A 25,366-nucleotide genomic window follows, 5' to 3' on the forward strand; every position below is an offset into this window, starting at 1 on the left:
GGTCTCAGACCAGCTGGCCTGCCTTGACTGTTCCCCAGTCCTCCAACCTCTTGGAAGGGCTTCCAGCATCAGTGCTTGACGGCCGCTTTCATTTGACCGTAAGATTCGTAAGTAACGAAATCTACTTTTCAGGGGTTTGCCTTGATTGAGTCGCGCCGAAGCGAGATTTTATCGCTGGTCCAACAGCATGGAGAATTACCAGTTACGGAACTTTCGAAACTCCTGGGCGTTTCAGAGGTCACGGTGCGCAGCGACCTGAAGGTGCTGGCCGACGCCGGGCAGGTGCGCCGCACACGCGGCAGCGTGCGCCTGCCACTGGACGTACGGCGCGAGTCCCCGCTGGAACAGACCCGCCACGAACACACGGCGGCCAAGCGCCGCATTGGCCGCGCCGCCGCCGCCCTGGTGCGCGACGGTGAAACGGTCTTTCTGGACGTGGGCAGCACCACCACCGAGGTCGCCCGCGCGCTCTCCCCCACCTTGCAGGGCGTGACCATCGTGACCAACGGGCTGAACATTGCCCTGGAACTGGAGCGCCTCAGCGGCGTGCGGGTCATTGTCACAGGCGGCACGCTGCGGCCCCTGCAACACTCGCTGGTCAGCCCCTACGCGCTGGACGTCCTGAAACACATTCACGCCGACCGCCTGTTTCTGGGCTGCAACGGCGTTCATCCCGAACACGGCGTCACCAACGCCAACCACGAGGAAGCCGAGGTCAAGCGCGTCATGGTGGCGCAGGCCCGCGAGGTCATCGTGGTGGCCGACCACAGCAAGCTCTTTCAGGTCAGCCGCGCGCATGTGGCGCCCACCGGGCGCGTCTCGGCCCTCGTGACCAACCGGCGTGGCCCCGAGCCACCCGAAGCCCTGCACCGGGCCATTCCCAATCTGCACCTCGTCTGAGCATTCGTTCCCCTCACCCCCCGCCCGACTCACCTCCTGGAGGATGTATGAAAAAAGCTCTGCTGACGACCCTGGCCCTGCTGGCCGGCACCGCCCTGGCCGCCGACCCCGCCTTTCCCAAAGCGCCTGCTGGCAAGGTGACGCTGGAGGTCTGGTCGTGGGTGCCGGGTCTGGACAAGACCGTAACGGCCTTTGAAAAGGCCTACCCCACCATTGACGTCAAGGTGACCAACCTGGGCGGCGGTCCTCAGACCTACACCAAGCTGCTGACCACCCTGAAAGCCGGCACCGGCGCCCCGGACGTGGCACAGATTGAGTACGGCTTTCTGCCGGCCTTTGTGGATACGGGCGGTCTGGCCGACCTGAGTACGCTGGGCGCCGGCAACTACAAGAAATACTTTGTGCCCTGGACCTGGGGCCAGGTCAGCCCCGACGGCAAGGCTGTGTTCGCCATTCCGCAGGACACCGGCCCCTTTGCGATGGTCTACCGCGACGACCTGATGAAAAAATACGGCCTGAGCGCGCCCAAAACCTGGGCCGAGTACGAAAAGGCCGCCGCCACCGTTTACACCAAGAGCGGCGGAAAGGTGAAGATGGGCAACTTCTACGCCACCTTTGCCCCGTGGTTCATGGCGCTGGCCTGGGCCGACGGCGCGCAGTTTTTCAAGCGCGACGGCGACCGCTGGGTGCAGACCCTCAACAACCCTGGGGCCAAGAAGGTCCTGAACTACTGGTACGGCATGATTAAAAAAGGCCATGTCGGCACCCTGAACGCCTTTACCAGCGACTACTGGAACGCGGCCGGGGCCGGCCAGGTCGTGTCGAACATGGAAGCGGCCTGGGGACCGGGCGGCTACGCGGGCAGCCTGAAGGACAAGGGCGCCGGCCAGTGGCGCGCGGCCAACCTGCCGCAGTGGACGGCGGGCACAGCCGTCAAGTCTGGCAACTGGGGCGGCAGCTCGAACGTGGTGACTGCCCAGAGCAAGAACAAGGACGCCGCCATGCTGTTTAGCCTGTGGCTGAACCTCTCGCAAAACGCCATCTCGAACAACTGGATTAACGGCGGCCTGTTTCCCGCCAGCGACGCAGGGCTGGACCTGGCCGTTCTGAAAGACAAGACCAAGAACCCCAGCAAGTTCTTTGGCGGCCAGGACATCAGCACGGTCTATGCCCGCGCCAGCCGGGGCGTGAACGTGAACTTCCAGTGGGCGCCGTGGTTCCCGTACGCCAACGACAACTTTAATAAGCAGATGGACCTGATGCTCAAGGGCCGCCTGACGCCCGACCAGGCTCTGGACGCCTGGCAGCGCGAGACGCTGGCCGAGGCCAAGAAACAGGGCTACGACGTTCGGTAAAGCGGGTGAGCGGCTTTGGGGGCGCAGGGCGCGTGGGTTGCGCTTTGCCCCCCTGCCGCCTGAAGAGAGGGTGCCTATGACTGACGCTGCTCCACCGGGACGCCCATGAAACCGCCGCGCGCGGTGCCGTGGCTGTTCCTGAGTCCTTTTCTGGTGCTGTTTGCCGCCTTTTACGTGGCGCCGGTGCTGTACGCCGGGTATCTAAGCCTGTTTATCAAGAAGCGCGTGGGCTTTGGCCCGGCCCGCGACGTGTTCGGCGGCCTGACCAACTACGCCCGCGCCTTTCAGGACAGCGAATTTCTGACCAGCCTGTGGAACATTCTGAAGTTCGGGCTGGTGCAGATTCCGCTGATGATGGTGCTGGCCACCGCCCTGGCCCTGATGCTGGACGCCAGCCGGGGACGCCTCCAGGCGCTGTTCCGCACCGCGTTTTACCTGCCCTACACCATCCCCAGCGTTATTGCGGGCCTGCTGTGGGGCTACCTGTATTCCAAGAACCTGTCGCCGCTGAACCAGCTGACTGGGCGCTCCTTTGACTTTCTGGGCAGCGACGTGGTGCTGTGGAGCATTGCCAACATCGTCACCTGGACCTGGACGGGCTACAACATGATTACCCTGTACGCCGCGCTGCAAAACATTCCCGGCGACCTGTACGAGGCCGCGCGCATTGACGGCGCCGACGGCTGGAACCTGACGCGCTTTATCAAGCTGCCCCTCCTGAGGCCCAGCCTGCTGCTGGTGCTGATTTTTTCGATTATCGGCACCATGCAGATTTTCAGCGAGCCTTTCGTGATTCGGCCGCTGGGCTACGTGCCGGACAACATCACCCCGAACACTTACCTGTATCTGGTGGCCAGCCGAGACGGCAACTTTGGCTACGCGGCCACCCTGGCGATGGTGCTGGCCGCCTTCACGCTGCTGCTGAGCGCCGTGTTTCTGCGCTTTACCCGGCGTGGGGGTGAGCTGTGACGCGGGACCGCTTTACCCCGCTGCAACTGCTGGCGCTGACCCTGTTTGCCGTGTACGCGCTGCTGCCGCTGTGGTGGGTCATCGTGACCATGTTCAAGGACAACGGGCAGCTGTTTTCGACCTTTGGTCTGTGGTTTGCCAGCCCCAGCCACCTGGCCGAGAACGTGCAGACGCTGCTCACCCGCCAGGACGGCATCTTCCGGCGCTGGCTGCTCAACTCGTTTGTCTACGCCGGGGCCACGGCGCTGGGCAGCGTGCTGGTCAGTGCGCTGGCAGGCTACGCCTTTTCGGCCTACGACTTCCGGGGCAAGAACGCCCTGTTCGCCCTGATTCTGGCCACCATCATGGTGCCGGGCACGGCGCTGGTGCTGCCCCTCTTTCTGATGATGCAGAAGCTGGGCCTGCTGAACACCTACTGGGCGGTGATTCTGCCGGGCCTCGTCAATCCCTTTGGCCTGTACCTGATGCGCCTGTTCTGGGACGCCGGCTTTCCCAGGGAACTGACCGAGGCCGCGCGCATTGATGGCGCAGGCGAATGGACCATCTTTCAGCGCCTGGGGCTACCGCTGGTGCAGGGCGGGCTGGTGACGGTGGGGCTGTTCTCGTTTGTGGGCGCCTGGAACAACTTCTTTCTGCCGCTGGTGGCGGTCAGCAACGACGAGCTGTTTCCGCTGACTCTGGGCCTGAGCGTCTGGAACCAGACCAGCAGTTCCAGCGGACAGGAACCGCTGTACACCGTCATCGTACTGGGCGCACTTGTCAGCATTCTGCCCTTGGTGGCTGCCTTCCTGACCCTGGGCCGCTACTGGCAGGGCGGGCTGGCGAGCGGCGCGGTGAAGGGCTAACACGGGTGCGCAGCCTGTGGCCACCCCTCGTCCCCTCTTTCGAGCACCACGTCCCCACTCTCTTTTTCAAGGATGACCCTGCATGACCCCTGCTGACCTGCCTGCCCACCTGCTTCTTGGCAGTTGTGACTATCCCGAACATGTGCCGCAAGACCGCTGGGCGCCGTATGCCGCGCAGCAGCGCGCCCTGGGCCTGAGCTACGTGCGCCTGGCCGAGTTTGCCTGGAGCCGCCTGGAGCCGCGCCCCGGCGAGTACACCTGGACCTGGCTGGACGAGGCCGTCGAAACCTACGCCGCCCAGGACCTGAAGGTCGTGCTGTGTACCCCGACCGCCACCCCGCCCGCGTGGCTGGTGCGGGCCCACCCTGAGCTGCTGGCCCACGACGCCCAGGGCCGCGTGCGCGAGTTCGGCTCGCGCCGGCACTACGACTTTGCCTCGCCCGTGTACCGCGACCACTCGCGCCGCATCACGCGGGCGATGGCCGAGCGGTACGGGCAGCACCCGGCGGTGGCTGGCTGGCAGACCGACAACGAATTTGGCTGCCACGCCACAGGCCGCTCGTATGGAGGCGCCAGCGCCGAGCGCTTTCCGGCCTGGCTGGCCGCGAAATACGGCACCCTGGACGCCCTGAATGACGCCTGGGGCAATGTCTTCTGGAGCATGGAGTACAGCGACTGGGCACAGATCAAGCCGCCCATCCTGACCGTGACGGAACCCAATCCCTCGCATGTGCTGGACTACGCCCGCTTTGCCTCGGGCCTGATTGCCGAGTTCCAGGCCGAGCAGCTGACCATCCTGCGCGAGCTGTCTCCAGGCCGTTTTTTGACCCACAACTTCATGATCTTTGAAACCGGCTTTGACCACTACGAGGTGGCCACCGGCCTGGACTTTGCCAGCTGGGACAACTACCCCACCGGCATGCTGGAGTTCTTTGCGCCCCCCGGCATGGCCGAGGACGTTAAAACCCGCTTTGCCCGCACTGGCCACCCGGACCTGGTGGGGTTTAACCATGACCTGTACCGGGGGGTAGTGGGGAGTGGGAAGTGGAAAGGAGGAACAGCGCAGACCCCACAGCCCACACCCCACAGCCCACAACCGGGTTTCTGGGTCATGGAGCAGCAGTGCGGGCCCGTGAACTGGGCGCCCCACAACCCGCTGCCCGCGCCGGGGGCCGTGGCGCTGTGGACGGCGCAGGCCTGGGCGCACGGCGCCGACGTGGTCAGTTATTTCCGCTGGCGGGCGGCCACGATGGCACAGGAGGTCATGCACTCGGGGCTGCTGCGCCACGACGAGACGCCCAGCCCCGGCCACGCCGAGGTGGCGGCGCTGGACACGGCACAGTTGCCGCTGGGCCCAGTGCCCGCGCGCGTGGCCCTGCTGCACGACTACGAGAGCCTGTGGCTGTACGACGCGCAGCCGCACGCGGCGGGCCTGAGCTACTGGGCACAGACCGTCACGTATTACGCGGCGCTGCGGTCACTGGGCCTTGACGTGGACGTGGTGCACGCCGACGCCGACCTGAGCGGCTACGCGGTGGCCGTGGCGCCGGCCATCACGCTGGTGGACGGGGCGCGCGCCGGGCGCTGGGCGCAGGCGGCCGCCGGGGGCACGGCGCTGGTCTGCGGCCCCCGCACCGCCTTTCGCACGCCGGGCGGCGGCACCTGGGAGGAGGGACAATTTGGCCCGCTGGCCGGCCTGGTGGGGGCCAGCCTGCTGAATTACGACTCGCTGCGGCCAGGGCTGGCGCAGGATGTAGGCGGCAGCATTGGCGCCCACAGCGCCCACACCTGGGCCGAAAGTTACCGCCTGAACGGCGCACAGGCGCTGGCCACCTACCAGGGCGGTCCCCTGGACGGCCAGGCCGCCGTGATCCGTCAGGACAACGTGACCGTCATCGGCGCGCACAGTGACACCCTGATTCGCGCTGTACTGACCGGTGTGCTGACTGGCGCAGGACTCCCGGTGACGCCCCTGCCTGACGGCGTGCGCCTCAGCCGCCGCGCTGGTCAGGTCCTCGTGCAGAACTGGAACCCAGAGCCCGCCGAGTGGAACGGCCAGACTCTGCCGCCCGTCAGCTTCGCAGTGCAGCCGGAGGCCCCTCATGCCTGAATGGACCCTGAACGTCAACCCCGCTGAAATGCGCGTGCTGGTCAGCGGCTTTCAGTCGTGGAGTGAGGCTGAACTGCGCCCCCTGCAAGACACGCAGGCCGTGCCCCTGATGCGCTGGCGCCACGAACAGGGCCACGACCCCGGCTTTCTGCCCAGCGGGCAGGCGGGCGTGTGGCGCAGTCACACCGTGCTGGCGCTGGTGCGCCCGGACGGCAGCGGCTGGGTGGGCGGGGCCGGCGACGCCACGCAGACCTTTGTGGGCTGGGAAGCGCGCGCCAGCGGCGACCAGGTGACGGTGACCTGCACCCTGGAAGGGCCGGACGTGCCTGTGCTATGGGAAGAAACCTCAGATGTCACCGCTACCCTGGAGGCGCAGGCAGTCCGGCTGGGCCGCGCCATGCATGCCCGCACACCTGCGCCGCTGCGCGTGTGGTGCTCGTGGTACTCGTATTACCGCGCCGTGACGCTGGACGCCATGCTGGACAATGCCCGGCGGGCCCGCGACCTGGGCCTGCCCTTCGAGGTCTTTCAGCTGGACGACGGCTTTCAGGCCGACCTGGGCGACTGGACAGAGCCCAGCGCCCACTTTGGCGGCCACGCCCGCGACCTGCCTGGCCCGCTGGGCGACCTGGGGTTTACGCCGGGGCTGTGGCTGGCGCCTTTTCTGGCCGCGCCGTCCTCTCGCCTCTTTGCCGAGCACCCCGACTGGATGCTGCGCGGCGAGGACGGCCAGCCGCTGCCTGTCGGCCACAACTGGGGCGGGGCGTATTACGCCCTGGACACCACGCACCCCGAGGTGCTGGCCTGGCTGCGCGATCTGGCGGCCACGGTGCGCGGCTGGGGCTACACCTACCTCAAGCTGGACTTTCTGTATGGCGCGGCGCTGCCCGGCGTGCGTCACAACCCGCAGGTGGGCCGCGCCCAGGCGTACCGGCAGGGCCTGCAAGCCCTGCGCGACGGGGCCGGACAGGACGCCTTCCTGCTGGGCTGCGGGGCGCCGCTGGCCCAGAGCATCGGGCTGGTGGACGCCATGCGCACCGGGCCCGACGTGGCGCCCTTCTGGGATGAGGAGTCCCGGCGCGTGTGGCTGGGCGACGCCACCGGCCCCAGCGCCCGCAACGCCCTGCACACCGCCCTGTCGCGCTGGTATCAGCACCCCTGGTATCAGCCGGACCCTGACGTGGCCATCTGCCGCCGCGAACTGAGCCTGCTGAACCACGAGGAGCGGGAAGCGGTGGCCGGCATGCTGGACGTGATCGGAGGCCTGCGCGCCAGCAGCGACCCGATTGCCCTGCTGGACGACGAGGGCCTGGCCCTGCTGCGCCGCTGCCTCACCATCAGCACGCCGGACCGGCCAGCGGCCCTGACCCAGAGTTTTGGCGGGGCCGTGACCCATTTTTCGCGCGGCACTTTTAACCTAACAGACATGCGGCTCGGCGGCCTGGCCGCGCACAGCTACCGTAAAGGCCATCATGGCTGACCCCGCGCCGCCCACTGCCCTCTACGCCGCCGACTGTGTCAAGCCGGACGGCCGCCCCCTGACCCTGTACGGCCTGGCCCCGGTGCGCGTGCGGGGGGCCATCCCCAGCCCCAGCCCTGAGCCGGTCGACGCCCGCCCGGCCCTGCGCTGGCACCCGCTGCGCGGCGAGTGGGTCATGTACGCGGCGCACCGCATGGGCCGCACCTTCCTGCCGCCCCCCGAATACAACCCGCTGGCGCCCACCACGGACCCCCAGCACCCCACCGAGCTGCCGCAAGGTGACTACGACATCGCCGTCTTTGAAAACCGGTTTCCCAGCCTGACCCTGACGGCCCCCGAGCCGCCTGCTGGCCCGGCCGGCACCCGCGCCGGGGTAGGGGCCTGTGAGGTCGTGGTGTTCAGCCAAAGTGCTCAGGGCCGCCTGTGTGACCTCCGGGACGAACAGGTGACCCTGCTGCTGTCGGTGTGGGCAGACCGCACGGCACGCCTGGCGGCCACCGGCCAGATTCAGAGCGTGCTGGCCTTTGAAAACCGGGGGGTCGAGGTCGGGGTGACCCTGCACCACCCCCACGGCCAGATCTATGCCTACGACCATATTCCGCCCGTGCAGGCGCGGATGCTGGCCCAGACCGGCGCCTACCGCGCCCAGCACGGCCGGCCCTGGCTGGCCGATTTTGTGGCCGACGAGCGCCAGAGCGGCGAGCGGCTGGTGCGGGACGACGGCCTGGCCCTTAGTGTGGTGCCGCCCTTTGCGCGCTATTCCTATGAAACCTGGGTGCTGCCCGCCCGCCCGGTGGGGCTGCTGTCGGACCTGAGCGGCGCCGAGCGGGCCAGCCTGGCGCGGGTGCTCAAAGACGCCTTGCTGCGCCTGGACGGCCTGTTTGGCGTGCGCATGCCCTACCTGCTGACGGTACATCAGGCGCCGCTGGACGGTCCCCACCCCGAGTTCCCGCTGCACATCGAGCTGTATCCCTATCTGCGCGCCCCCGGTCGCATGAAATACCTGGCGGGCACCGAGCAGGGCGCGGGCGAGTTTGCCAACGACAAATTGCCCGAGGTCGCCGCCGCCGAACTGCGCGCGGTCAGCCCCAGCGCTGGAGAGGGCCTGTGATACGCATTTCGCCTCTTGTGTTAACAAAGAAGGTCGCCGTTTTGCCAACTCCACGCCCGGAACCTGTTGTTCTCCTTCTCGCTCCGTTCGGATTCAGTCGTTTGCCAATGGCTGAATCGGAGGCTGTATGAAAGCCTTTGCTGATGTTTTCCACCAGGCACCCGACGTGGTTGCCAGCGCGCCGGGCCGCGTGAACCTGCTGGGCGAGCACACCGATTACCAGGGCGGCTTCGTGCTGCCCACGGCCATTCCCCAGCAGGCCACCGTGGCCCTGGGGCGCAACGGCACTGACGAACACCGCGTTTACGCCGCCGACCTGGACGAGTGGGCGGCGTTCCCGGTCGCAGCAAACGCCCAGGCCCCGTTTGCGCGCTACGTGGCTGGGGCGCTGGCGCTGGGCGGCGCCTCGGGCGGCCTGAACGTGCACGTCACCTCGGACGTGCCGATGGGCGCGGGCCTGAGCAGCAGCGCGGCGCTGGAGGTGGCGGTGCTGCGGGCGCTGCGGCGCCTGGGGGACCTGAAGGCCAACGACGAGCACATTGCCCTGGTGGCCCAGCGCGCCGAACACGAGTTTGTGGGCGTGCAGTGCGGCATCATGGACCAGATGGCCAGCAGCGTGGCCGACACGCACACCCTGCTGCTGCTAGACACCCGCAGCCTGGAGCGCCAGCTGCGGCCCCTTCCGGCCGGCGCCGAGGTGCTGGTGCTGGACAGCGGCGTGCCCCGCACCCTGGCGGGCAGCGGCTACAACGAGCGCCGCGCCCAGGTCGAGGAAGCCGCCCGGCTTCTGGGCGTCCCCGAACTGCGGGACATTACAGAGGTGGAAGCGCTGACGGGTCTCCCCTCACCGCTTCTGGAACGGGCCAGACATGTCGTCACCGAGAACGCCCGCGTGCTGGCCGCACTGGAAGAAGGCGTGGACGCCGCCCGCTTCGGCACCCTGATGAACGCCAGCCACGCCAGCCTGCGGGATGACTACGCGGTGTCGCACCCACGGCTGGACGAACTGGTGAGACGGCTGCAGGCCCACCCGGCGGTGTACGGCGCCCGCCTGACCGGCGCGGGCTTTGGCGGGGCGGTGGTGGCGCTGGTGCAGGCGGGTCAGGCCACCGCCGTTGCCGCCGAGGTGCTGGCCGGGTACGGCCCGGAAGGCCGGCAAGTCGTTCCATAAGCTGGCTACAGCACAGAGGGCGGCCCTGAGAAAGATTCATCAGGGCCGCCCTCTGTCTACCGGTGTTCAGATTTCGCCGTCGTTGGTGTTGGTGTCGCGCTGGGGGTCTTTCTGGCGGTTGGGTTCCCCGTGCTGCACGCCGATATCGGGATTCCCGGGGCTGTCCTGCACCACGCCGCTGTCGTGATGGGGAATGTGGCGCAGGCTTTCGGCGTCACTGTGGTGTTCCTGCGGACGGTCGTTAGTTTCGTCGCTGCGGTGTCCAGTCATGGAGGCAGGGTAGGCAGGCGCGGGCGCAGGGACGTGTGCCCCGCGTCAAGAGGACTTGAGCAACACGCTGAACAGTTTCAAGGCATGCGGCTGAAAAGACCGACATACACGGCATTTTCCCCTTGCGTTGTGGGAGAGCTGGGGGCAGTGAAATAGGGCGGCGTGTCAAACATGCTTTCTCAAGCCTCCGCTTGTCACACATTGAAACCTGGGGCCGCGCCAGTAGTGAGGGCGCCGGTCCAGCAGATGCCAGGAATCACGCTCCAAGGTTGATGGCTGCTTGATACGCACTCCAGCCGCCTCCGAAAGATGTTTTGGCCGACTGAAAGCGGAGAGGGAGACAGATTTCCGGGAATCGGACTTCTAAAGCGCTCAAGGCGGGGAACCCCCAGCGCCATCCCAGGTCGTGCAGAAATAGACGGCATCCGCCCGAGTGATGGGTCAGGAGCTTAGGGGCGGCCCCTCGTTTGCTTTGATGCGTCAGCTCCGGCGACTCGGTCTGCGGCGAACCCGTGCTTCACAGGCCTGCCTGTCGCCAGGCTGAGGCTTGGTGGCTTCAGGCTGAGGGGCGGCTCCTCGCCTTTCTTGATCCAGTGACACAGGAGTCTTTGCTCTTGGTTACCAGAGCCTCAGGGACGGCCCTTCGCCTTTCTCGATTCGGCTTTACAGGCGTCTCTGCCCTTTGTGGAACCGCTACAATTCCTATACATGAAACGTCTTGCGACCCTTCTGACGGTCGCGCTGGCTGCCACGGCAGCGGCGCAAAACGCTTTGCCCGCCAACACCGCCCGCGTGCACTACCAGCGCACGGACGGCGCCTACGCAGGCTGGGGCCTGCATGTCTGGGAAGACACTGCGGCGCAGGTCAGCTGGGACAAACCGCTGGCCCAGACCGGCCGCGACGACTGGGGCGCCTACTACGACATTCCCCTGAAACCCGGCGCGCAGAAGGTGGGCTTTCTGGTGCATAAGGGCGACACCAAGGACCCCGGCGCCGACCTCTGGTTTGACCTGAGCAGGGGGCGCGAGCTATTTCTGAAATCGGGGAGCACCAACGTGGCCCACGCGAAGGGAGGAGCCCTGACCGTGGACGCCACCAAAGCGCCTGTGGCGCAGGCTGCACCTGCCACCACCCCGGCCCCCGCCGCGCCGGCGGCCAATGGAAGCACTCCCATTCCTCAGAACGTCCTGCGCGTGCGGTACGTTCGCCCCGACGGCAAATACGACGGCTGGGGGCTGCATGTCTGGGAGGACACCACGGCGGCGGTGGAATGGGCCAAGCCGCTGGCCCAGACCGGCGTGGACGCGGGCGGCGCCTATTGGGACGTCCCCCTGAAAGCCGGCGCCGCCAAGGTGGGCTTTATCGTGCATAAGGGCGACGACAAGGACCCCGGCGCGGACCTATTTGCTGACCTGAGTAAAGGGCGCGAAGTGACCGTGACCAGCGGCAAGGCTGACTTTGCCTACGGCGCCCCCGCCGCCCTGAGCGACCCACCCGTGCGCGCCGGGTTTGCCCGCATCAATTACTTCCGGCCCGACGGCCAATATGGCGGCTGGGGCCTGCACGTCTGGGAAGACACCACCGCCAGCGTGGAGTGGACCAAACCACTAGCCCAAACCGGCACCAACAGCTTTGGCGCCTACTGGGACGTGCCGATGAAGATCGACTGGAAAAAACTGAATTTCATCGTCCACAAGGGCGACGAGAAAGACCCCGGCCCCGACATGACGCTCAGCAGCGAGAAGGGCAATCAGGCCTGGGTCGTCAGCGGCAAGACTGAGGTGTATACCACGCGCCCCGACACCAGCGTGCGCCAGGTGGGCGACCTGATGAAGCAGCAGGCCGTGATGCTCTCGCAGGACCTGGTGGCTGTGAAGCCCGAACTGGTGCAGCCCGGCGCCTTTCTGACCCTGCACGCCGCGAAGGACGCCAGCCTGAAACTGACCGCCGCCGGCGTGGACGGTGGCGACAGCCTGACCCTGGAAGCGGTAGAGGGCGGCCTGACTGCCGCCCTGAAGGCCAAAGTGCCCTACCTCGCCAACTACGCCCTGCTGCGGGTGCGCCCCGAGGACCGCGCCCGCCTGCCCGAGGCGCTGCGCGGTCAGCTGGCCCTCTCCAGCGTGCTGCCCGACGGCACCGTGCTGGACGCCACCGGCGTTCAGACCGCCTGGGCACTGGACGACCTGTTCGCGTCTGCGGGCCCACTGGGCGTGACCTGGCAGGGCAACGTGCCCACCGTGCGGCTGTGGGCCCCCACGGCGCAGGACGTGAAGCTGCACCTGAGCGCGACCGGCGCGAGCACCGAAACCACTGTACCCATGACCCGCGACGCGCAGGGCGTGTGGACCGCCAAGGGTGCAGCCGGCTGGAAGGGGGGCAGTTACCGCTTTGAGGTCAAGGTCTTTGCGCCCAGCACCGGCAAGATAGAAACCAACCTCGTCACTGACCCCTATTCCGTGGCCCTCACGCGGAACAGCACCCGCAGCGTCCTGCTGGACCTGAACGACGCCGCCCAGAAGCCTCAGGGCTGGGACGCCCTGAAAAAACCCGCGCTGCGCAGTGCGGCCGACCTCAGCTTCTACGAACTGCACCTGCGCGACTTCAGTGCCGCCGACACCAGCGTGCCTGCCGCCCAGCGCGGCACCTACCTGGCCTTCACACAAGCTGCCAGCAGCGGTATGACGCACCTGAAGGCTCTGGCCGACGCGGGCCTGAAAGCTGTTCACCTGCTGCCCACCTTTGACATCGCCACCATCAACGAGGACAAGGGGCAGTGGAAGACGCCCGGCGACCTGAGCCGGTTTGCGCCGAACAGTGATGAGCAACAAAAGGCTGTTGCGGCCGTCAGAGACGCTGACCCCTACAACTGGGGCTACGACCCCTACCACTACATGGTCCCCGAAGGCAGCTACGCCGTGAACCCGGACCAGCGCACCCTGGAATACCGCCGCATGGTGGCCGCCCTGAACGGCGCCGGGCTGCGGGTGGTGCAGGACGTGGTGTTTAACCACACGGCCGCCAGCGGGCAGGCCGAGCGCTCGGTGCTGGATAAGATCGTGCCCGGCTATTACCACCGCCTGAATGTCAACGGCGGCGTAGAGAACTCCACATGCTGCGCCAACACCGCCACTGAACACGCCATGATGCGCAAACTCATGGTGGACACGCTGGTCCTGATGGCCCGCGCCTACAAGGTGGACGGTTTCCGCTTTGACCTGATGGGCCACCACCTCGTGAGCGACCTGCAGGCGGCGCGCGCGGCCCTGGACGCCCTGACCGTGCAAAAAGACGGCGTAGACGGCAAGGCCATTTACCTCTACGGCGAGGGCTGGGACTTTGGCGAGGTGGCCGCCGGGGCGCGCGGCAAGAACGCCACGCAGCTGAACCTGTTCGGGCAGGGCGTCGGCACCTTCAATGACCGCCTGCGCGACGCGGTGCGCGGCGGCAATCCCTTTGGGGGCCTTCAGGAGCAGGGCTTTGCCACGGGCGCCTTCGTGTTGCCCAACGGCCTACCGGGCGGCGCCGACCAGGCCAAAGCCCTGGCCCTGGCCGACCTGGTGCGCCTGGGTCTGACGGGCAACCTGCGCGACTACCGCCTGACGAACGCGGCGGGCCAGGTCGTCACCGGGGCGGGCCTGAAGTACGGCGACGCCCCCGCCGGCTACGCGGCCAGCCCGCGCGAGGCCATCACCTACGTCAGCGCCCACGACAACCAGACGCTGTACGACGCGGTGCTGCTGAAAGCCCCGGCGAATGCCACCCCGGCCCAGCGCACCCGCATGCAGAATCTGGCCAACAGCGTGGTGCTGCTGGGCCAGGGCCTGCCGTTTTCCTATGCCGGCGACGAGATTCTGCGTTCCAAGAGCTTTGACACCGACAGCTACAACTCGGGCGACTGGTTCAACACCCTGGACTTCACCCGCGCCTCGAACGGCTTTGGCAAGGGCCTGCCGCCCGCCGAAAAGAATGCAGCGAACTGGGACCTGTACCGCCCGCTGCTGGGCAACGCGGCCCTAAAACCGGGCGCCGCCGAGATCGGACGCGCCTTTGATCACTACCGCGAGATGCTGCGCGTGCGCTACTCCAGCACCCTGTTCCGCATGGACACGGCGGCGCAGGTGGGGCAGGGCCTGAGCTTCCTGAACGTGGGGCCGAGCCAGACGCCCGGCGTGATCGTTATGAAACTCAGCGGGGCCGTGAATGCCACCAACCCGTACCGCACTGTCGTCGTGGTCTTCAATACCAGCGGCCAGAGCGTGACCCTGAAAGACGCCGCGCTCTCGGGCCTGAACCTGAGCCTGCATCCGGTGTTGGCGGCCAGCACCGACGCGACGGTCAAAACCAGCAAGGCCAGCGGCAATAGCGTGACGGTGCCGGCCCTCACCACGGCGGTGTTCGTCGGGAAGTAAGGACATCCAGAGGAGTGGGGGCCTGGCTCATCTGACCGCTGACTCCCGCCCCTCTGAGCGCAGCTCCCGTACAAGGAGCCCAGATGCGCAAGCTGATTGTCACCGAGTTTCTGACCCTCGACGGCGTGATGGAAGAGCCGACGCCCTGGCAAACCGGCTTTTCCAGCCCGGCCATTGGTCAGTTCAAACGCGACGAACTCTTTGACGCGGGCGTCTTGCTGCTGGGCCGCGTGACCTACGAGGGCTTCGCCACTTACTGGCCAGCGGCGGCGGAGACCGGGGCGTTTGGCGACCGCATGAACCGCCTGCCCAAGTTTGTCGCCACAACCACCCTGGCCTCCCTGGAGTGGAATGCCACCGCGTTAACTGGAGACGTGGTCAGCGCCGTGAAGAGGCTGAAGCGTCAGGTCGGCGCCGACCTCCTGACCTACGGCAGCGCCGACCTCGTTCAGACCCTCCTGCGGCACGGGCTGGTGGACGAACTTCGCCTGATGGTCTATCCGTTGGTGCTGGGCAAGGGCAAGCGCCTGTTCTCACCGCTGCAACTCCGCGACTCCAGGCCGCTCGGCGCAGGCGTAATGCTCCTGGTGTACGAACCGCTGCGCGACTAAAGGAAAGGCCAGACGTGAACCCTATGGCCCTGGCTGGAGTTGGTCATGACAGCCGCCCAATTCCTTCATTTACTCAGCATCGCCCCGTTCTTTTCTCCTGCGCACTCTCCATCCCTCAATCGGCCACTTCGCCGAGCGACCCTTTTGACCCACCGGACCTCCCGCCCCGGCCACCCACGCCGGGGCGAGCTTTCTTTTATGCTGCCAGCCATGATCCACTCTCCCATGCCCGTGATTCTGGACGGCGACCCTGGCCTGGACGACGCCGTGGCCTGGCTGCTGGCGCTGGCCAGTCCCGAAGACCTGACCGTGCTGGGCGTGACCACTGTGCACGGCAATGTGGCCCTGCCGCTGACCACCCGCAACGCTGGGGTGACGCTGGCCCTGGCCGGTGAGGCGGGGCAGAAGGTGCCCGTCTACGCTGGCGCCGACCGCCCCCTGGTGCGCCCACCACTGAGCGCCGCAGCGGTTCACGGCGACACCGGCCTCCCCGCCAAGCACCTGCCTGAGCCGGGGCGTGACCCCGAAGCGGAACATGCCGCCCTGTTCATCATCCGCACGGTACGCGAGCGGCCCGGCAAGGTCACCCTTATTCCCACCGGCCCCCTGACCAATGTAGCCCTGGCGCTGCGCCTGGCCCCGGACATCGCGCCCCTTCTCCGTGAAATCGTGTGGATGGGCGGAGGCACCGCGCAGGGCAACCGCACCCCCGCCGCGGAATTCAATGCCCTGGCCGACCCCCACGCCGCGCAGATCGTCTTTGAAGCGGGCGTGCCTCTGAAGATGGTGGGCCTGAACGTGACCATGCAGTGCATCGCCACCCCAGAGCGGGTGGCGGCCCTGCGCGCCCTGGGCAACCAGGCCGGGGCCGTGTGCGCCGAGCTGCTGACCTTTTACGCGGCGGTGTACCGGCGCCGCTACGGCCTCAGCGGCGGCGCCCTCCACGACCCGCTGGCAGTCGCCGCCGCTTTGCGCCCTGACCTGCTGACCTGGCGTCCCATGAACGTGCAGGTCGAGACCGAAGAGGGCCTGAACCTGGGCCGCACCGTCTGCGACCTGTACGGCGTGACCGGCCAGCCCGCCAATGCCCAGGTGGCGGTGGGCGTGCGGGATGACGAGTTTTTCGAGCTGTTGCTGGAGCGCATCGGGCGGCTGCCCTAAGCAGAGGGCAGTGCGCGGTGGGCCGTTGTTGCCGCGCACCGCTGCCCGCTACCCAATCTCCACCTCTTCCCCACCCGGCAGCCGGTACGCCCGCAGGGTCCCCCCCGCCACATCGGCAATCAGGTAGGGCACGGGATAGGCGGCCAGCGCTTGGTCACTCAGGCTGGGCCGCGCCGGGCCGCGCGGATGGCTGTGATAGAGCCCCACGAGTTCCAGGCCCTCGGCGTCCATGGCGCGCAGCGCACGCAGCAGGTGACCGGGATCGGCCAGATACGCCCGCTCGGGCTGCGGGTCAATGTTGGGCAGCGGGTAGAGGGTGCGGGCTTCCCAGCCTCCGTGGAGGCGCACGCCGCCCAGGGCGCCCACGCACTCGCGCGGGGCTTCCTGCCGGGCGTGGCGCCACAGCTCGCGGTACAGGGCTGGGGGCAGCAGGAGGCTCACGCCGGCATTCTAGGTCAGTCAGGGGCCGGGAACGCCGTGCTGGCGGGCAATTGCGCGCCCCGCTTTGGGGTACACTGCCCGCTATGGCGAAGGCTCGTTCAAAAAGGGCCGCTCCGGTCAGTCGGTTCGATGGAGAGGCGCTGGGCCTGGTGCTGTTTGCGCTGGGCATTTTTCTGGGTGTCACGGTGTATCTGCCGCAGGACGAAGCGGCGTCCGCGCAGTTTATGGGGCAGGCGCGCGGGCTGCTGCTCACCTTTCTGGGCTGGGCCGCGTGGCTGCTGCCCACTGTGCCCGTGGCTTACGGCACCCTGATCTTCCTGGGCCGCGACCTGGGCAACCTGACCCGCCGGGTGCTGGGCGGCGCTGTCGTGGTGGCTTCTTTACTGGCGCTACACGAGGTCTTTGCGCCCGGGCAGGCCGGCGCGCTGGCCGCGCAGGTCATGGCGCCTCTGTACCGGGCGGTCAATCTGCTGTCAGTGCTGCTGCCTCTCGTGACCCTGACGCTCGGCGCCGAGATCATGCTGCGGCTGGCCCCGCTGACGCTGCTCAAGGGATTTTTCCGCTGGGCTAGTGTGCTGCTGGGGGGCGGCGCGGCGCAGGTACAGGGCGTTATCGAGGCGAGGCAGGACGGCCGCGAATCGGCGCGCGCCCGCACCGGCGCGCGGCAGGGGCTGGCGGCCCTCACCCGCGAACTGGAGGGCCTGCGCCGCCTCTACCCCGAAGCCCGGCCTCTGCGTGATCTTCAGGCAGAGGTCAGGGACGCCCAGCGCGAGGTGCGCGCCCTGGACGAGGCGGGGCTGAAGAACATGGACCGCACCCTGACCGGCTGGCAGGAGGTGCTGACCACCTTTGTCGGTGACGCGGCGCGCGACCTGCGTGACCTGGTGGCCGCCGAGGCGCCCGAGGCGGGCGCGCAGGCCGAGGCGACTGCCAACGAACTGCGCGCCGGGCGGCATGACCTGAGCGCCGAGCTGCCCAGCACCCTGGCCTGCGGCGCCCTGGAACGCTACCGCCGCGCGCTGGTGGCTGACATCCAGCGCCTGGCTGTGCGCGCAGGCCGCCTCGAACGCGACCGCAAGGCCGCCGAAAAAGGTCTGGCCAGGGCCGACGCGGCGGGCCTGGCCCGCGAATGGCCAGCCCACCGCACCCGCACCGAGGACTGGACGGCCCTGAGTCACGAGTTCACGGCATGGCGGGGCCGCGCCGCTGCGTATGTCGGCTGGCCTGATCTGGTGGCGGCCTTTGACCGCGCCCCCACCGAGGTTGCCGCCCAGCTGGAAGGTGCCCTGGACAAGGACCCCGAGGGCACCTTGCTTGACCCCGCCGGCTGGCGCGCCGTTCTGGCCCAGGCCCAGGAGGACGCCCGCCGGCGGGTGGACGCCATGGGGATGCCAGCGGCGCTGCCCACACTGGATTTCGACTTCACCGGGTTTGAAGCGGGCAGCGTAGAGGCAGCGGGCGCCGCGCCCCTCTGGTCTCCGCCGGGCCGAACTGCCGCGCCAGAGCTAGAGGAGGCGCCCAGCTTTAGTGCGCTGGCCCCCGACCCGCTGCCAGCGGTCAGCCCCCCACCGCACGCGGCGACGGTCACCCTTCCCCCACCGGTCACCCGTCCTGTGCCCACCCCGGCCCCCCAGGCCCAGCCCGACCCCCTCCTGAACGGTCTGGACCCTTTTGGCGACTGGGACGACGACGACCTGCCGTTCGGGCCACCGACCAGCGCTCCGCCAGCCAGCTCTACGCCCCCGGCCGCCAGCACCCCCTGGGAAAGCCCGGCCCCCGAGAAGGTCGCCGCGCCCCGGCCCACCACCCAGTTGCCCCTCTTTACCGGCGAAGCCAATGCGCCGCGCCCCGTTCAAGGTGCCCTTCCCCTGGCCCGGCCGGACGAGGCCCTGCTGGACCCTCTGCCGGCGGCGGCACTCAACCTGGCGGCGCTGGAAGTCTCTGCCCGGCAGCGGGCTGGCCTAATTGACGAGACCTTGCGGCACTTCAATCTTCAGGCGCGCGTGGTGGACTACGCCCGAGGGCCCACTGTCACCCGCTACGAAATCGAGCCGGCCCCCGGCGAGAAAATCAGCCGCATTGCAGGCCTGAGCAACGACCTGGCTCGCGCCTTGGCCGTCGGCGGCGTGCGCGTGGAGGCTCCGGTGCCCGGCAAAAGCGTGATTGGCCTGGAGGTGCCCAACGCCGAGCGCGAACCCGTGACCTTTCACCAGGCGGCGGCGGCCCCCAGTTTCAAGAGCACCCGCGCCAAGCTGCCCATCATCCTGGGCAAGAGCATTGACGGCGAACTGATGGTGGGCGACCTGGCCAAGATGCCGCACCTGCTGGTGGCGGGCAGTACCGGCTCGGGCAAGTCGGTGTGTGTCAACACCCTGATTACGTCACTGCTGTTCAAGTACCTGCCCACCGAGCTGCGCTTCCTGATGATTGACCCCAAGATGGTGGAGCTCACGCCCTACGACGGTATTCCCCATCTGGTGCGCGGCGTGGTTACCAACCCCGTGGACGCGGCGGGCGTGCTGCTGGGCGCTGTGGCCCACATGGAGCGCCGCTACAAGATGATGTCGCAGGTGGGCGCCAAGAACCTGGAGCAGTTCAACGCCAAGATGCGCCAGGTGGGCGAACCCGAGCTCCCGCATCTGGTCATCATCATCGACGAGCTGGCCGACCTGATGATCACCAGCCCTAAAGAGGTGGAAAGCGCCATCATGCGCCTGGCCCAGATGGCGCGCGCCACCGGCATGCACCTGGTCCTGGCGACCCAGCGCCCCAGCGTGGATATCCTGACCAGCTTAATTAAAGTCAACGTGCCGGCGCGCATCGCCTTTGCGGTGAGCAGCAGCCACGACAGCCGCACCATTCTGGACGCCCTGGGCGCCGAGCGCCTGACCGGTATGGGCGACATGCTGTTTTACCAGCCGGGCCTCATCAAGCCGGTGCGCCTGCAGGGGCCTTACATCAGTGAGGTGGAGTCCGCGCGCATTGCCGACGAGTTGCGCCGTCAGGTCTTCGAAGACGCCTTTGTCGAGGCCTACGGCTCCGACTTTGAAGGCGGCGTGGAAGCCAGTGGGCCCAGCACCGGCGGCAGCAACATGGACTTTTCCGACCCCCTACTGCGTCAGGCCGCCCAGATTTGCATTGAAGAGGGCCAGGGCAGCGTCAGCCGCCTGCAACGCCGCCTGTCGGTGGGGCATGCCCGCGCCGGTAAGCTCATGGACCTGCTGGAAGCCATGAAAATTGTCAGCAAGCATCAGGGCAGCAAGCCGCGTGACGTTCTGATTAGCGAGGCCGAGTTACCCGAATATTTCGGCCGCTGAACGAAGGGGCACGTACAAATCTCAACAAAACCTTTAGGTCATTAGCCCTCTATGAGAGGCGGCATAACAGGGCCGCCTTTTTCATTTATGTCCCTTGTTTGAAAGCTTCCTAAAGTTGCTTTTGGGGGCGACTTGGTGAACATTAGGGGCCGGATTAGCAGTTCAAATTTCCCCCCGAGGTGAACTCCATGAAGAAGCAAACCAGCTTTATTACGCTTGGCCTGATGCTTGTCACGCCCGCCCTTGCCGGTGGCGCTGGCGCGCCTGTGGCCCAGCCTGCCGCCGCGCCCTGCAAGACCATCGCTCAGATTGTCATGAGCGACCCCAACTTCAGCACCCTGGCCACGGCGGTCGAAGCCGCTGGCCTGAGCCAGACGCTGAGGGGCGGCCAGTACACGGTCTTTGCCCCCACCAACGCCGCTTTTGCCAAGCTGCCCAGCGACACGCTGGCGATGGCCCTGAACGACGCCGCCATGCTGCGCAGCATCCTGCTGTACCACGTGGTGCCCGGCAAAGTCACGGCCAAGCAAGTGATGGGCATGTCCTCGGGCCGCACCCTGCAGGGCTCCAGCTTCCTGGTCAGCATGATGGGCAACAAGGTTATGATTGACAACGCCACCGTGACCCGCGCCGATGTGGCTGCCTGTAACGGTGTGGTGCACGTTATTGACACCGTCCTGATGCCCGCGATGGACATGGCTACTGCTCCGGCGCCTGCTCCCGCGCCGGCACCGGCACCGGCCGCCACGACCCCAGCACCAGCCCCCGCGCCAGCTGCCACAGTCACCACCCCAGCGCCCAGCACCGCCCCGGCCGCCACCGACATCACCCGCATTCCGGCCCTGCCTGTGACCGGCGCGACGGTGACCACGACCACCACGACGACCACCGATACGGCCACGACGACCGACACGGCCGCTACGACCGAGACCACCACGGACACCACAGCCACGACCGACACCACAGCGACGGTGGTGGACGGCAACACGCTGTACGACGCGATTTCGACGGACGAGCGCTTTAGCACCCTGCGCGATCTGCTCAGCGATGCCGAACTGACCGACGTACTCATCAACAACGAGTACACCGTCTTTGCACCGACCAACGAGGCCTTCGAGGCCGTGGACGCCGACACCCTGGCCCTGATTGCCAGCGACCCCGCAACCCTGAAAGCCGTCTTGCTGTACCACGTGGTCAGCGGCCGCCTGACCGGCGAGCAGCTGGAGCAGGGCGGACAGTTGCGCAGCGAGCAGGGCGCCAGCCTCGACCTGCGCCTGGACGGCAGCTCGCAGATGGTGAACACCGGGATGGTCACGGCCAGCCCCCTGGAAGCCAGCAACGGCTTTATCTACCCCATCAATGTGGTGCTGCTGCCCCCCGACCTGGTGCTGCCGCAGGCGCCTACTGGTGAAACGACCGTAGACACCACGACCACCACGGACACGGCCGCCACCACGACGACGACCACCACGACCACGGCAACCACGACGACCACCACCGTGGCCCCCCTGAGCCTGGCCTCGGCGCAGTCGGGCAACAACCTGACCGAAGTGCTGTCGCAGCCCCAGTTCAGCACCCTGCTGAGCCTGCTGCAGCGCGCCAACCTGGTCACCAGCCTGACCGCCAGCGACGTGACCGTCTTCGCCCCCACCAACGACGCCTTTGCCAAGGTGCCCCAGGCGACCCTGGACGCCCTGCTGGCCGACCCCGCCAAGCTGACGCAAGTGCTTCAATTCCATGTGGTCACGGGCCGCGTGGTGGATGACGCCCTGAATGTGCTCCAGCTGCGCTCGGTGGAAGGCAGCAGCCTGGACCTGATGATAGAAGGCGGCAACGTGCGCGTGGGCGTCCGCAGCGGCGACACCGTGACCGGCGGTCTGGTCAGCACCCGCGCCGACGCAGGCAACAGCGTGGTCTACCCCATCGACACGGTTCTGCTGCCCCCGACCCTCCGCTAAACCCTCACTGGTCCTGCGGCCCTGCCCTTCAAGGCGGGGCCGTTTTTGTGGTTCTGTCACTCAGAAACTGCGCCCAACTGGCGGGAGTCCGGGGCGTCCCTGTTTCTTCTGTCCACAGCCAGTAGGGCGTGTAGAGGCTGCGGGCTGTCCGCACCTCCTCGCGGAAAATCTCGGCGCTGAGCCCGGTGCGCAGCAGGCCAGAGGTGTCAAAGCGGCGCAGCACCCTGGCGCGGTCGTAGGACACCGCCCGGAACTGAGGCACCCAGCCTCCCGCCGTGGCCGTCAGCAGCAGGTACTGGGCGCGTGGGTCGCCATTGGCCGGGGCCCCTACTGCACCGGTATTCAGCACCAGCGTCTCTGCCACCACTGTGTGAACCGGCCGGTGAATATGTGAGCCTACCAGCACGTCGTAAGGGCCGCCGGCCGCATCCCGACTGAGGGCACGCACCCGTTCCGGCGCAGTGTGCTCGCTCAGGCTTTCGCGGTAGTGGTCGGCGGTGCCGTGGGCCACCAGCACCCGCCCGGCCCCTGGTTCGTCCAGCGTCAGGGTCATGGGCCAGATGGCTGGGATGTCCAGCAGGCCAGCCTGGGCCAGTTGCTGGGCACTCCAGTCGGTGGCTCCCCAGAAGGGGTCAGACAACCACTCAGCCGGTAGCGCTGTGCTGCGCGCCTGCCACAGGCGCAGCAGGTCGTCGTGATTGCCCAGCGTGAACTGCACATCCGGGCGCGCCAGCAGGGTCTGCATCACCTGCACCGAGTCGGGGCCACGGTTGACCACATCGCCGTTGACCAGCAGCCGCTCGGCGCCCTGCGCTGAGGCATCGGCCAGCACGGCCTTCAGGGCATCGGCATTGCCGTGAATATCCGCCAGAACCGCCACCCTCATCCGGGCCGCATTGTAGGGCAAGGCTATTGGTAGACTCAGGGGCAGATTCAGGGAGGTGTGACAGCGGCTGCCACTTCCATTGAGGGGTCAAAACCTCTCCCTCAATTCCACCGCTGCCACTGTCCCTTCCAGCGACTCATTCCGTTCGCCTAGAGTGGTGGAGGGTTCTGCTGTGATTTCTCTAACGAGCCGTAGGAGCGACGATAGACAGTTCTAGAGGTTCAAACCTCGACCCACAGAAGGCTCACTCAACCAGTCAAAGAGGCAGGGCACCCGCGACTCTCACCGCCGGTGCCCCGCCTTACCCCCAACCGCTCCCTGCGTCAATTGCGGAAAATGACTTCCTCGCGGCCAAAGGACCGCAGAGCCACGCCGGACAGTAGAGCGGCGCCCACTACGTTGGCTGCTATAGCCAGCAGGACATGCAGAGATTGAGGGGCGCCGCGCACCATCTCCAGAATGGCCACCTGACCGCCAATGACCGGAATGGCGTACACCCCCAGCCCCACCTGCAAAAAATCGGCAAATTGCAGGAGGATGGCCGGCAGCACCAGCAGCAGGGTGATGGGCGCTGCGTAGGTCTGGGCCTCCTTGAATGAGCGGGCGTAGATGCCCAGCGCCATCAGCAGAGCACTGACCACCAGGGCCGCACTGGCAGCCACCCCCAGCAGCGCCAGCACGCTGCCCAGGCTCAGGCTCAGCTGCCCGCCCAGCGCCTGCACCATCGGCACCACGCTGTCCGGCTGCCCACTCAGCCAGGCGCGCATGGCCAAGCTACTGACCAGGAAGCCCACCACGCTAAACGCCGCACTGGTCAGGGCTGTGAGGGTCGTGGCCAGCAACTTCCCAGCGACCACCTCGGCGCGGCGCACAGGCGAGACCAGCAGACTTTCCAGAGTGCCGCGCTCCTTTTCCCCGGCGGTGGCGTCCAGGGCAGTAGCCATCGCCCCAGACAGAATGAACTGCACCATCAGCATGGGAATCAGGAAGGCCAGCTGGCCGCTGCGCTGCTCCTGCGTGGTGCTGGCGTCCACCGGTTTCAGGGTGATGGGGGCCAGAGCGGTCTCGTCCAGCCCCAGCGTCCCCAGGCGCTCGACGGCCAGCGTGCGGTTGTAACCTTCCACCACGTCGGACACCTTGCTGTAAGCGCCGGCCTGGGCACGCAGGTTCCCCAGCTTGGCATACAGTTCCAGGGTGCCGGTGCCGTCGCCCGCCCGCTGGGGCAGCGGCCCATCGGCGCGCACGGCGGCGTCCACCGTGCCGTCCTGCACGGCTTTCAGAGCGTCAGACACGGTCTGCAACTTCACGCCAGCCCGCACCACCACGCCCCCTGGCAGCGTCTCGTCCCGCTCCAGGGCCGCGCGCAACGCCGCTGGCAAAGGCCCACTCACCCCGACAGTCTGCCGCTCTTGCTGCTGCCCGCCCAGCAAGCTGCCCATCAGGAGGGGCAGGCCCAGCGTCAGCAGCGGAATAAGCAGCAGGGGCATAAAGATGGTGGCATTCAGGGTGCGGCGGTCGCGCAGAGTCGCCAGCAGGTCGCGGGCTGCCACTTGCCACACGAGCGCCGGGCGGAGCCCCTTCCCCGAGGCTGCCTTAGCGCGCACGGCTCACCTCTGGCCGCACCAGCGCAAAGAAGGCGCGCTCCAGGCTGCGTTCGCCCGTCGCCGCCAGAATGTCTGCCTGTCGGCCCACGGTCACCAGGGCGCCCTCATGCAGAATGGCCACGCGGTCACAGACCTCCTCAACCTCACTCATGACGTGGGTGGAATACACCGTCAGTCGCCCCGGCGCACGGGTGGCCTGCACGAAGTCCAGCAGGGTGCGCCGCGCAAAGATATCCAGGCCACTGGCCGCCTCGTCCAGCACCAGCACGGGCGGGTCATGGAGCACAGCGCGGGCAATGACCACCTTCTGCTTCATGCCGGTGGAGTAGTCCCCGGCGCGGGTGTCCAGCGTGCGGCCCAGTTCCAGCCGGTCATCCAATTCGGCGATGCGCGCGTCGGCCTGGGCACGGCTCAGGCCGTACAGCACGGCAAACGAGCGCAGCACCTCGCGCCCGGTGAGGCGCGCAGGGAGGCCCATGCCGCCGTTCACCACGCCAACCGAGCGCCTGACCGCTTCGGGGTCCGCCTGAATATCGTGGCCGGCCAGCGTCACGGCGCCGCTGTCGGGCCGCAGCAGGGTGGCCAGGATTCGCAACAGCGTGGTTTTGCCAGCCCCGTTGGGGCCCAGCAGCCCAAAGACCTCGCCGCCCTGCGCCTGCAGAGAGACGCCGCGCAGCGCCTTGAATGTGCCGTAGCTTTTGGTAACGGTCTGAATATTGAGCATGGGCCTCCTGGCAAGGCAGTGGTGTGCCGTGTCAAGAGGCTAC

The 25,366-nt window shown here is 67.4% G+C and carries 18 protein-coding genes; 13 read left to right on the forward strand and 5 right to left on the reverse strand.

Features of this window, described 5'->3' with window-relative positions:
- Positions 1-141 precede the first annotated feature (141 nt).
- The 8 genes from K7W42_RS16820 (at position 142) to galK (ending at position 9,941) form a co-directional block, all read left to right on the forward strand.
- Positions 142-900: a DeoR/GlpR family DNA-binding transcription regulator gene (locus tag K7W42_RS16820; RefSeq protein WP_157459268.1), complete on the forward strand. Its 759-nt coding sequence runs from the start codon at positions 142-144 to the stop codon at positions 898-900.
- 47 nt (positions 901-947) lie between these two features.
- Positions 948-2,255: an extracellular solute-binding protein gene (locus K7W42_RS16825; protein ID WP_224576005.1), complete on the forward strand. Its 1,308-nt coding sequence runs from the start codon at positions 948-950 to the stop codon at positions 2,253-2,255.
- A 105-nt stretch (positions 2,256-2,360) separates the two neighbouring features.
- Positions 2,361-3,224 carry a carbohydrate ABC transporter permease gene (locus K7W42_RS16830; RefSeq protein WP_224576007.1) on the forward strand — a complete coding sequence of 288 codons (864 nt, stop codon included), beginning with the start codon at positions 2,361-2,363 and terminating at the stop codon, positions 3,222-3,224.
- A complete protein-coding gene (locus K7W42_RS16835; RefSeq protein WP_224576008.1) occupies positions 3,221-4,069 on the forward strand; it encodes a carbohydrate ABC transporter permease in 849 nt (282 codons plus the stop codon). The genes K7W42_RS16830 and K7W42_RS16835 overlap by 4 nt, the downstream gene beginning before the upstream one ends.
- Positions 4,070-4,151: 82 nt before the next feature.
- Entirely contained in the window at positions 4,152-6,179 is a 2,028-nt protein-coding gene (locus tag K7W42_RS16840; RefSeq protein WP_224576010.1) for a beta-galactosidase, read from the forward strand.
- Positions 6,172-7,659, forward strand: a complete 1,488-nt coding sequence (locus K7W42_RS16845) for a glycoside hydrolase family 36 protein (protein ID WP_224576012.1) — start codon at positions 6,172-6,174, stop codon at positions 7,657-7,659. The genes K7W42_RS16840 and K7W42_RS16845 overlap by 8 nt, the downstream gene beginning before the upstream one ends.
- Complete coding sequence (galT, locus tag K7W42_RS16850) at positions 7,652-8,770, forward strand: galactose-1-phosphate uridylyltransferase (RefSeq protein ID WP_224576013.1); 1,119 nt, start codon at positions 7,652-7,654, stop codon at positions 8,768-8,770. The genes K7W42_RS16845 and galT overlap by 8 nt, the downstream gene beginning before the upstream one ends.
- 127 nt (positions 8,771-8,897) lie before the next feature.
- Positions 8,898-9,941 carry a galactokinase gene (galK, locus tag K7W42_RS16855; RefSeq protein ID WP_224576014.1) on the forward strand — a complete coding sequence of 348 codons (1,044 nt, stop codon included), beginning with the start codon at positions 8,898-8,900 and terminating at the stop codon, positions 9,939-9,941.
- Between the two features lie 66 nt (positions 9,942-10,007).
- On the opposite strand, the gene K7W42_RS16860 is transcribed toward galK, so the two are convergent.
- On the reverse strand, positions 10,008-10,211 hold the full coding sequence (locus tag K7W42_RS16860) for a hypothetical protein (protein ID WP_157459275.1): 204 nt from the start codon (positions 10,209-10,211) through the stop codon (positions 10,008-10,010).
- 708 nt (positions 10,212-10,919) lie between these two features.
- Between K7W42_RS16860 and pulA the strand changes: the two genes are divergently transcribed.
- From pulA to K7W42_RS16875, 3 genes are all read left to right on the forward strand, one after another.
- Entirely contained in the window at positions 10,920-14,621 is a 3,702-nt protein-coding gene (pulA, locus tag K7W42_RS16865; RefSeq protein WP_224576016.1) for a pullulanase-type alpha-1,6-glucosidase, read from the forward strand.
- Between the two features lie 83 nt (positions 14,622-14,704).
- The gene (locus tag K7W42_RS16870; RefSeq protein WP_224576017.1) at positions 14,705-15,232 is read left to right on the forward strand and encodes a dihydrofolate reductase family protein; all 528 of its coding nucleotides are present in this window, start codon (positions 14,705-14,707) and stop codon (positions 15,230-15,232) included.
- 210 nt (positions 15,233-15,442) lie between these two features.
- Entirely contained in the window at positions 15,443-16,393 is a 951-nt protein-coding gene (locus K7W42_RS16875) for a nucleoside hydrolase (RefSeq protein ID WP_224576019.1), read from the forward strand.
- Between the two features lie 48 nt (positions 16,394-16,441).
- On the opposite strand, the gene K7W42_RS16880 is transcribed toward K7W42_RS16875, so the two are convergent.
- Positions 16,442-16,834 carry a M67 family metallopeptidase gene (locus tag K7W42_RS16880; protein ID WP_224576020.1) on the reverse strand — a complete coding sequence of 131 codons (393 nt, stop codon included), beginning with the start codon at positions 16,832-16,834 and terminating at the stop codon, positions 16,442-16,444.
- Between the two features lie 83 nt (positions 16,835-16,917).
- On the opposite strand from K7W42_RS16880, the gene K7W42_RS16885 reads away from it, so the two are divergent.
- A complete protein-coding gene (locus K7W42_RS16885; RefSeq protein WP_224576021.1) occupies positions 16,918-20,151 on the forward strand; it encodes an FtsK/SpoIIIE family DNA translocase in 3,234 nt (1,077 codons plus the stop codon).
- 188 nt (positions 20,152-20,339) lie between these two features.
- On the forward strand, positions 20,340-22,109 hold the full coding sequence (locus K7W42_RS16890; protein WP_224576023.1) for a fasciclin domain-containing protein: 1,770 nt from the start codon (positions 20,340-20,342) through the stop codon (positions 22,107-22,109).
- 28 nt (positions 22,110-22,137) lie between these two features.
- On the opposite strand, the gene K7W42_RS16895 is transcribed toward K7W42_RS16890, so the two are convergent.
- From K7W42_RS16895 to K7W42_RS16905, 3 genes are all read right to left on the reverse strand, one after another.
- Positions 22,138-22,995 (reverse strand): metallophosphoesterase family protein, encoded by an 858-nt coding sequence (locus K7W42_RS16895; RefSeq protein ID WP_224576024.1) that lies wholly within the window; start codon positions 22,993-22,995, stop codon positions 22,138-22,140.
- A gap of 323 nt (positions 22,996-23,318) precedes the next feature.
- Positions 23,319-24,599: an ABC transporter permease subunit gene (locus K7W42_RS16900; RefSeq protein WP_224576027.1), complete on the reverse strand. Its 1,281-nt coding sequence runs from the start codon at positions 24,597-24,599 to the stop codon at positions 23,319-23,321.
- On the reverse strand, positions 24,589-25,323 hold the full coding sequence (locus K7W42_RS16905) for an ABC transporter ATP-binding protein (protein WP_224576029.1): 735 nt from the start codon (positions 25,321-25,323) through the stop codon (positions 24,589-24,591). Before K7W42_RS16905 ends, K7W42_RS16900 begins: the two co-directional genes overlap by 11 nt.
- Positions 25,324-25,366: the final 43 nt, after the last annotated feature.

The sequence above is a fragment of the Deinococcus betulae genome, from assembly GCF_020166395.1.
Taxonomy (GTDB): Bacteria; Deinococcota; Deinococci; order Deinococcales; family Deinococcaceae; genus Deinococcus; species Deinococcus betulae.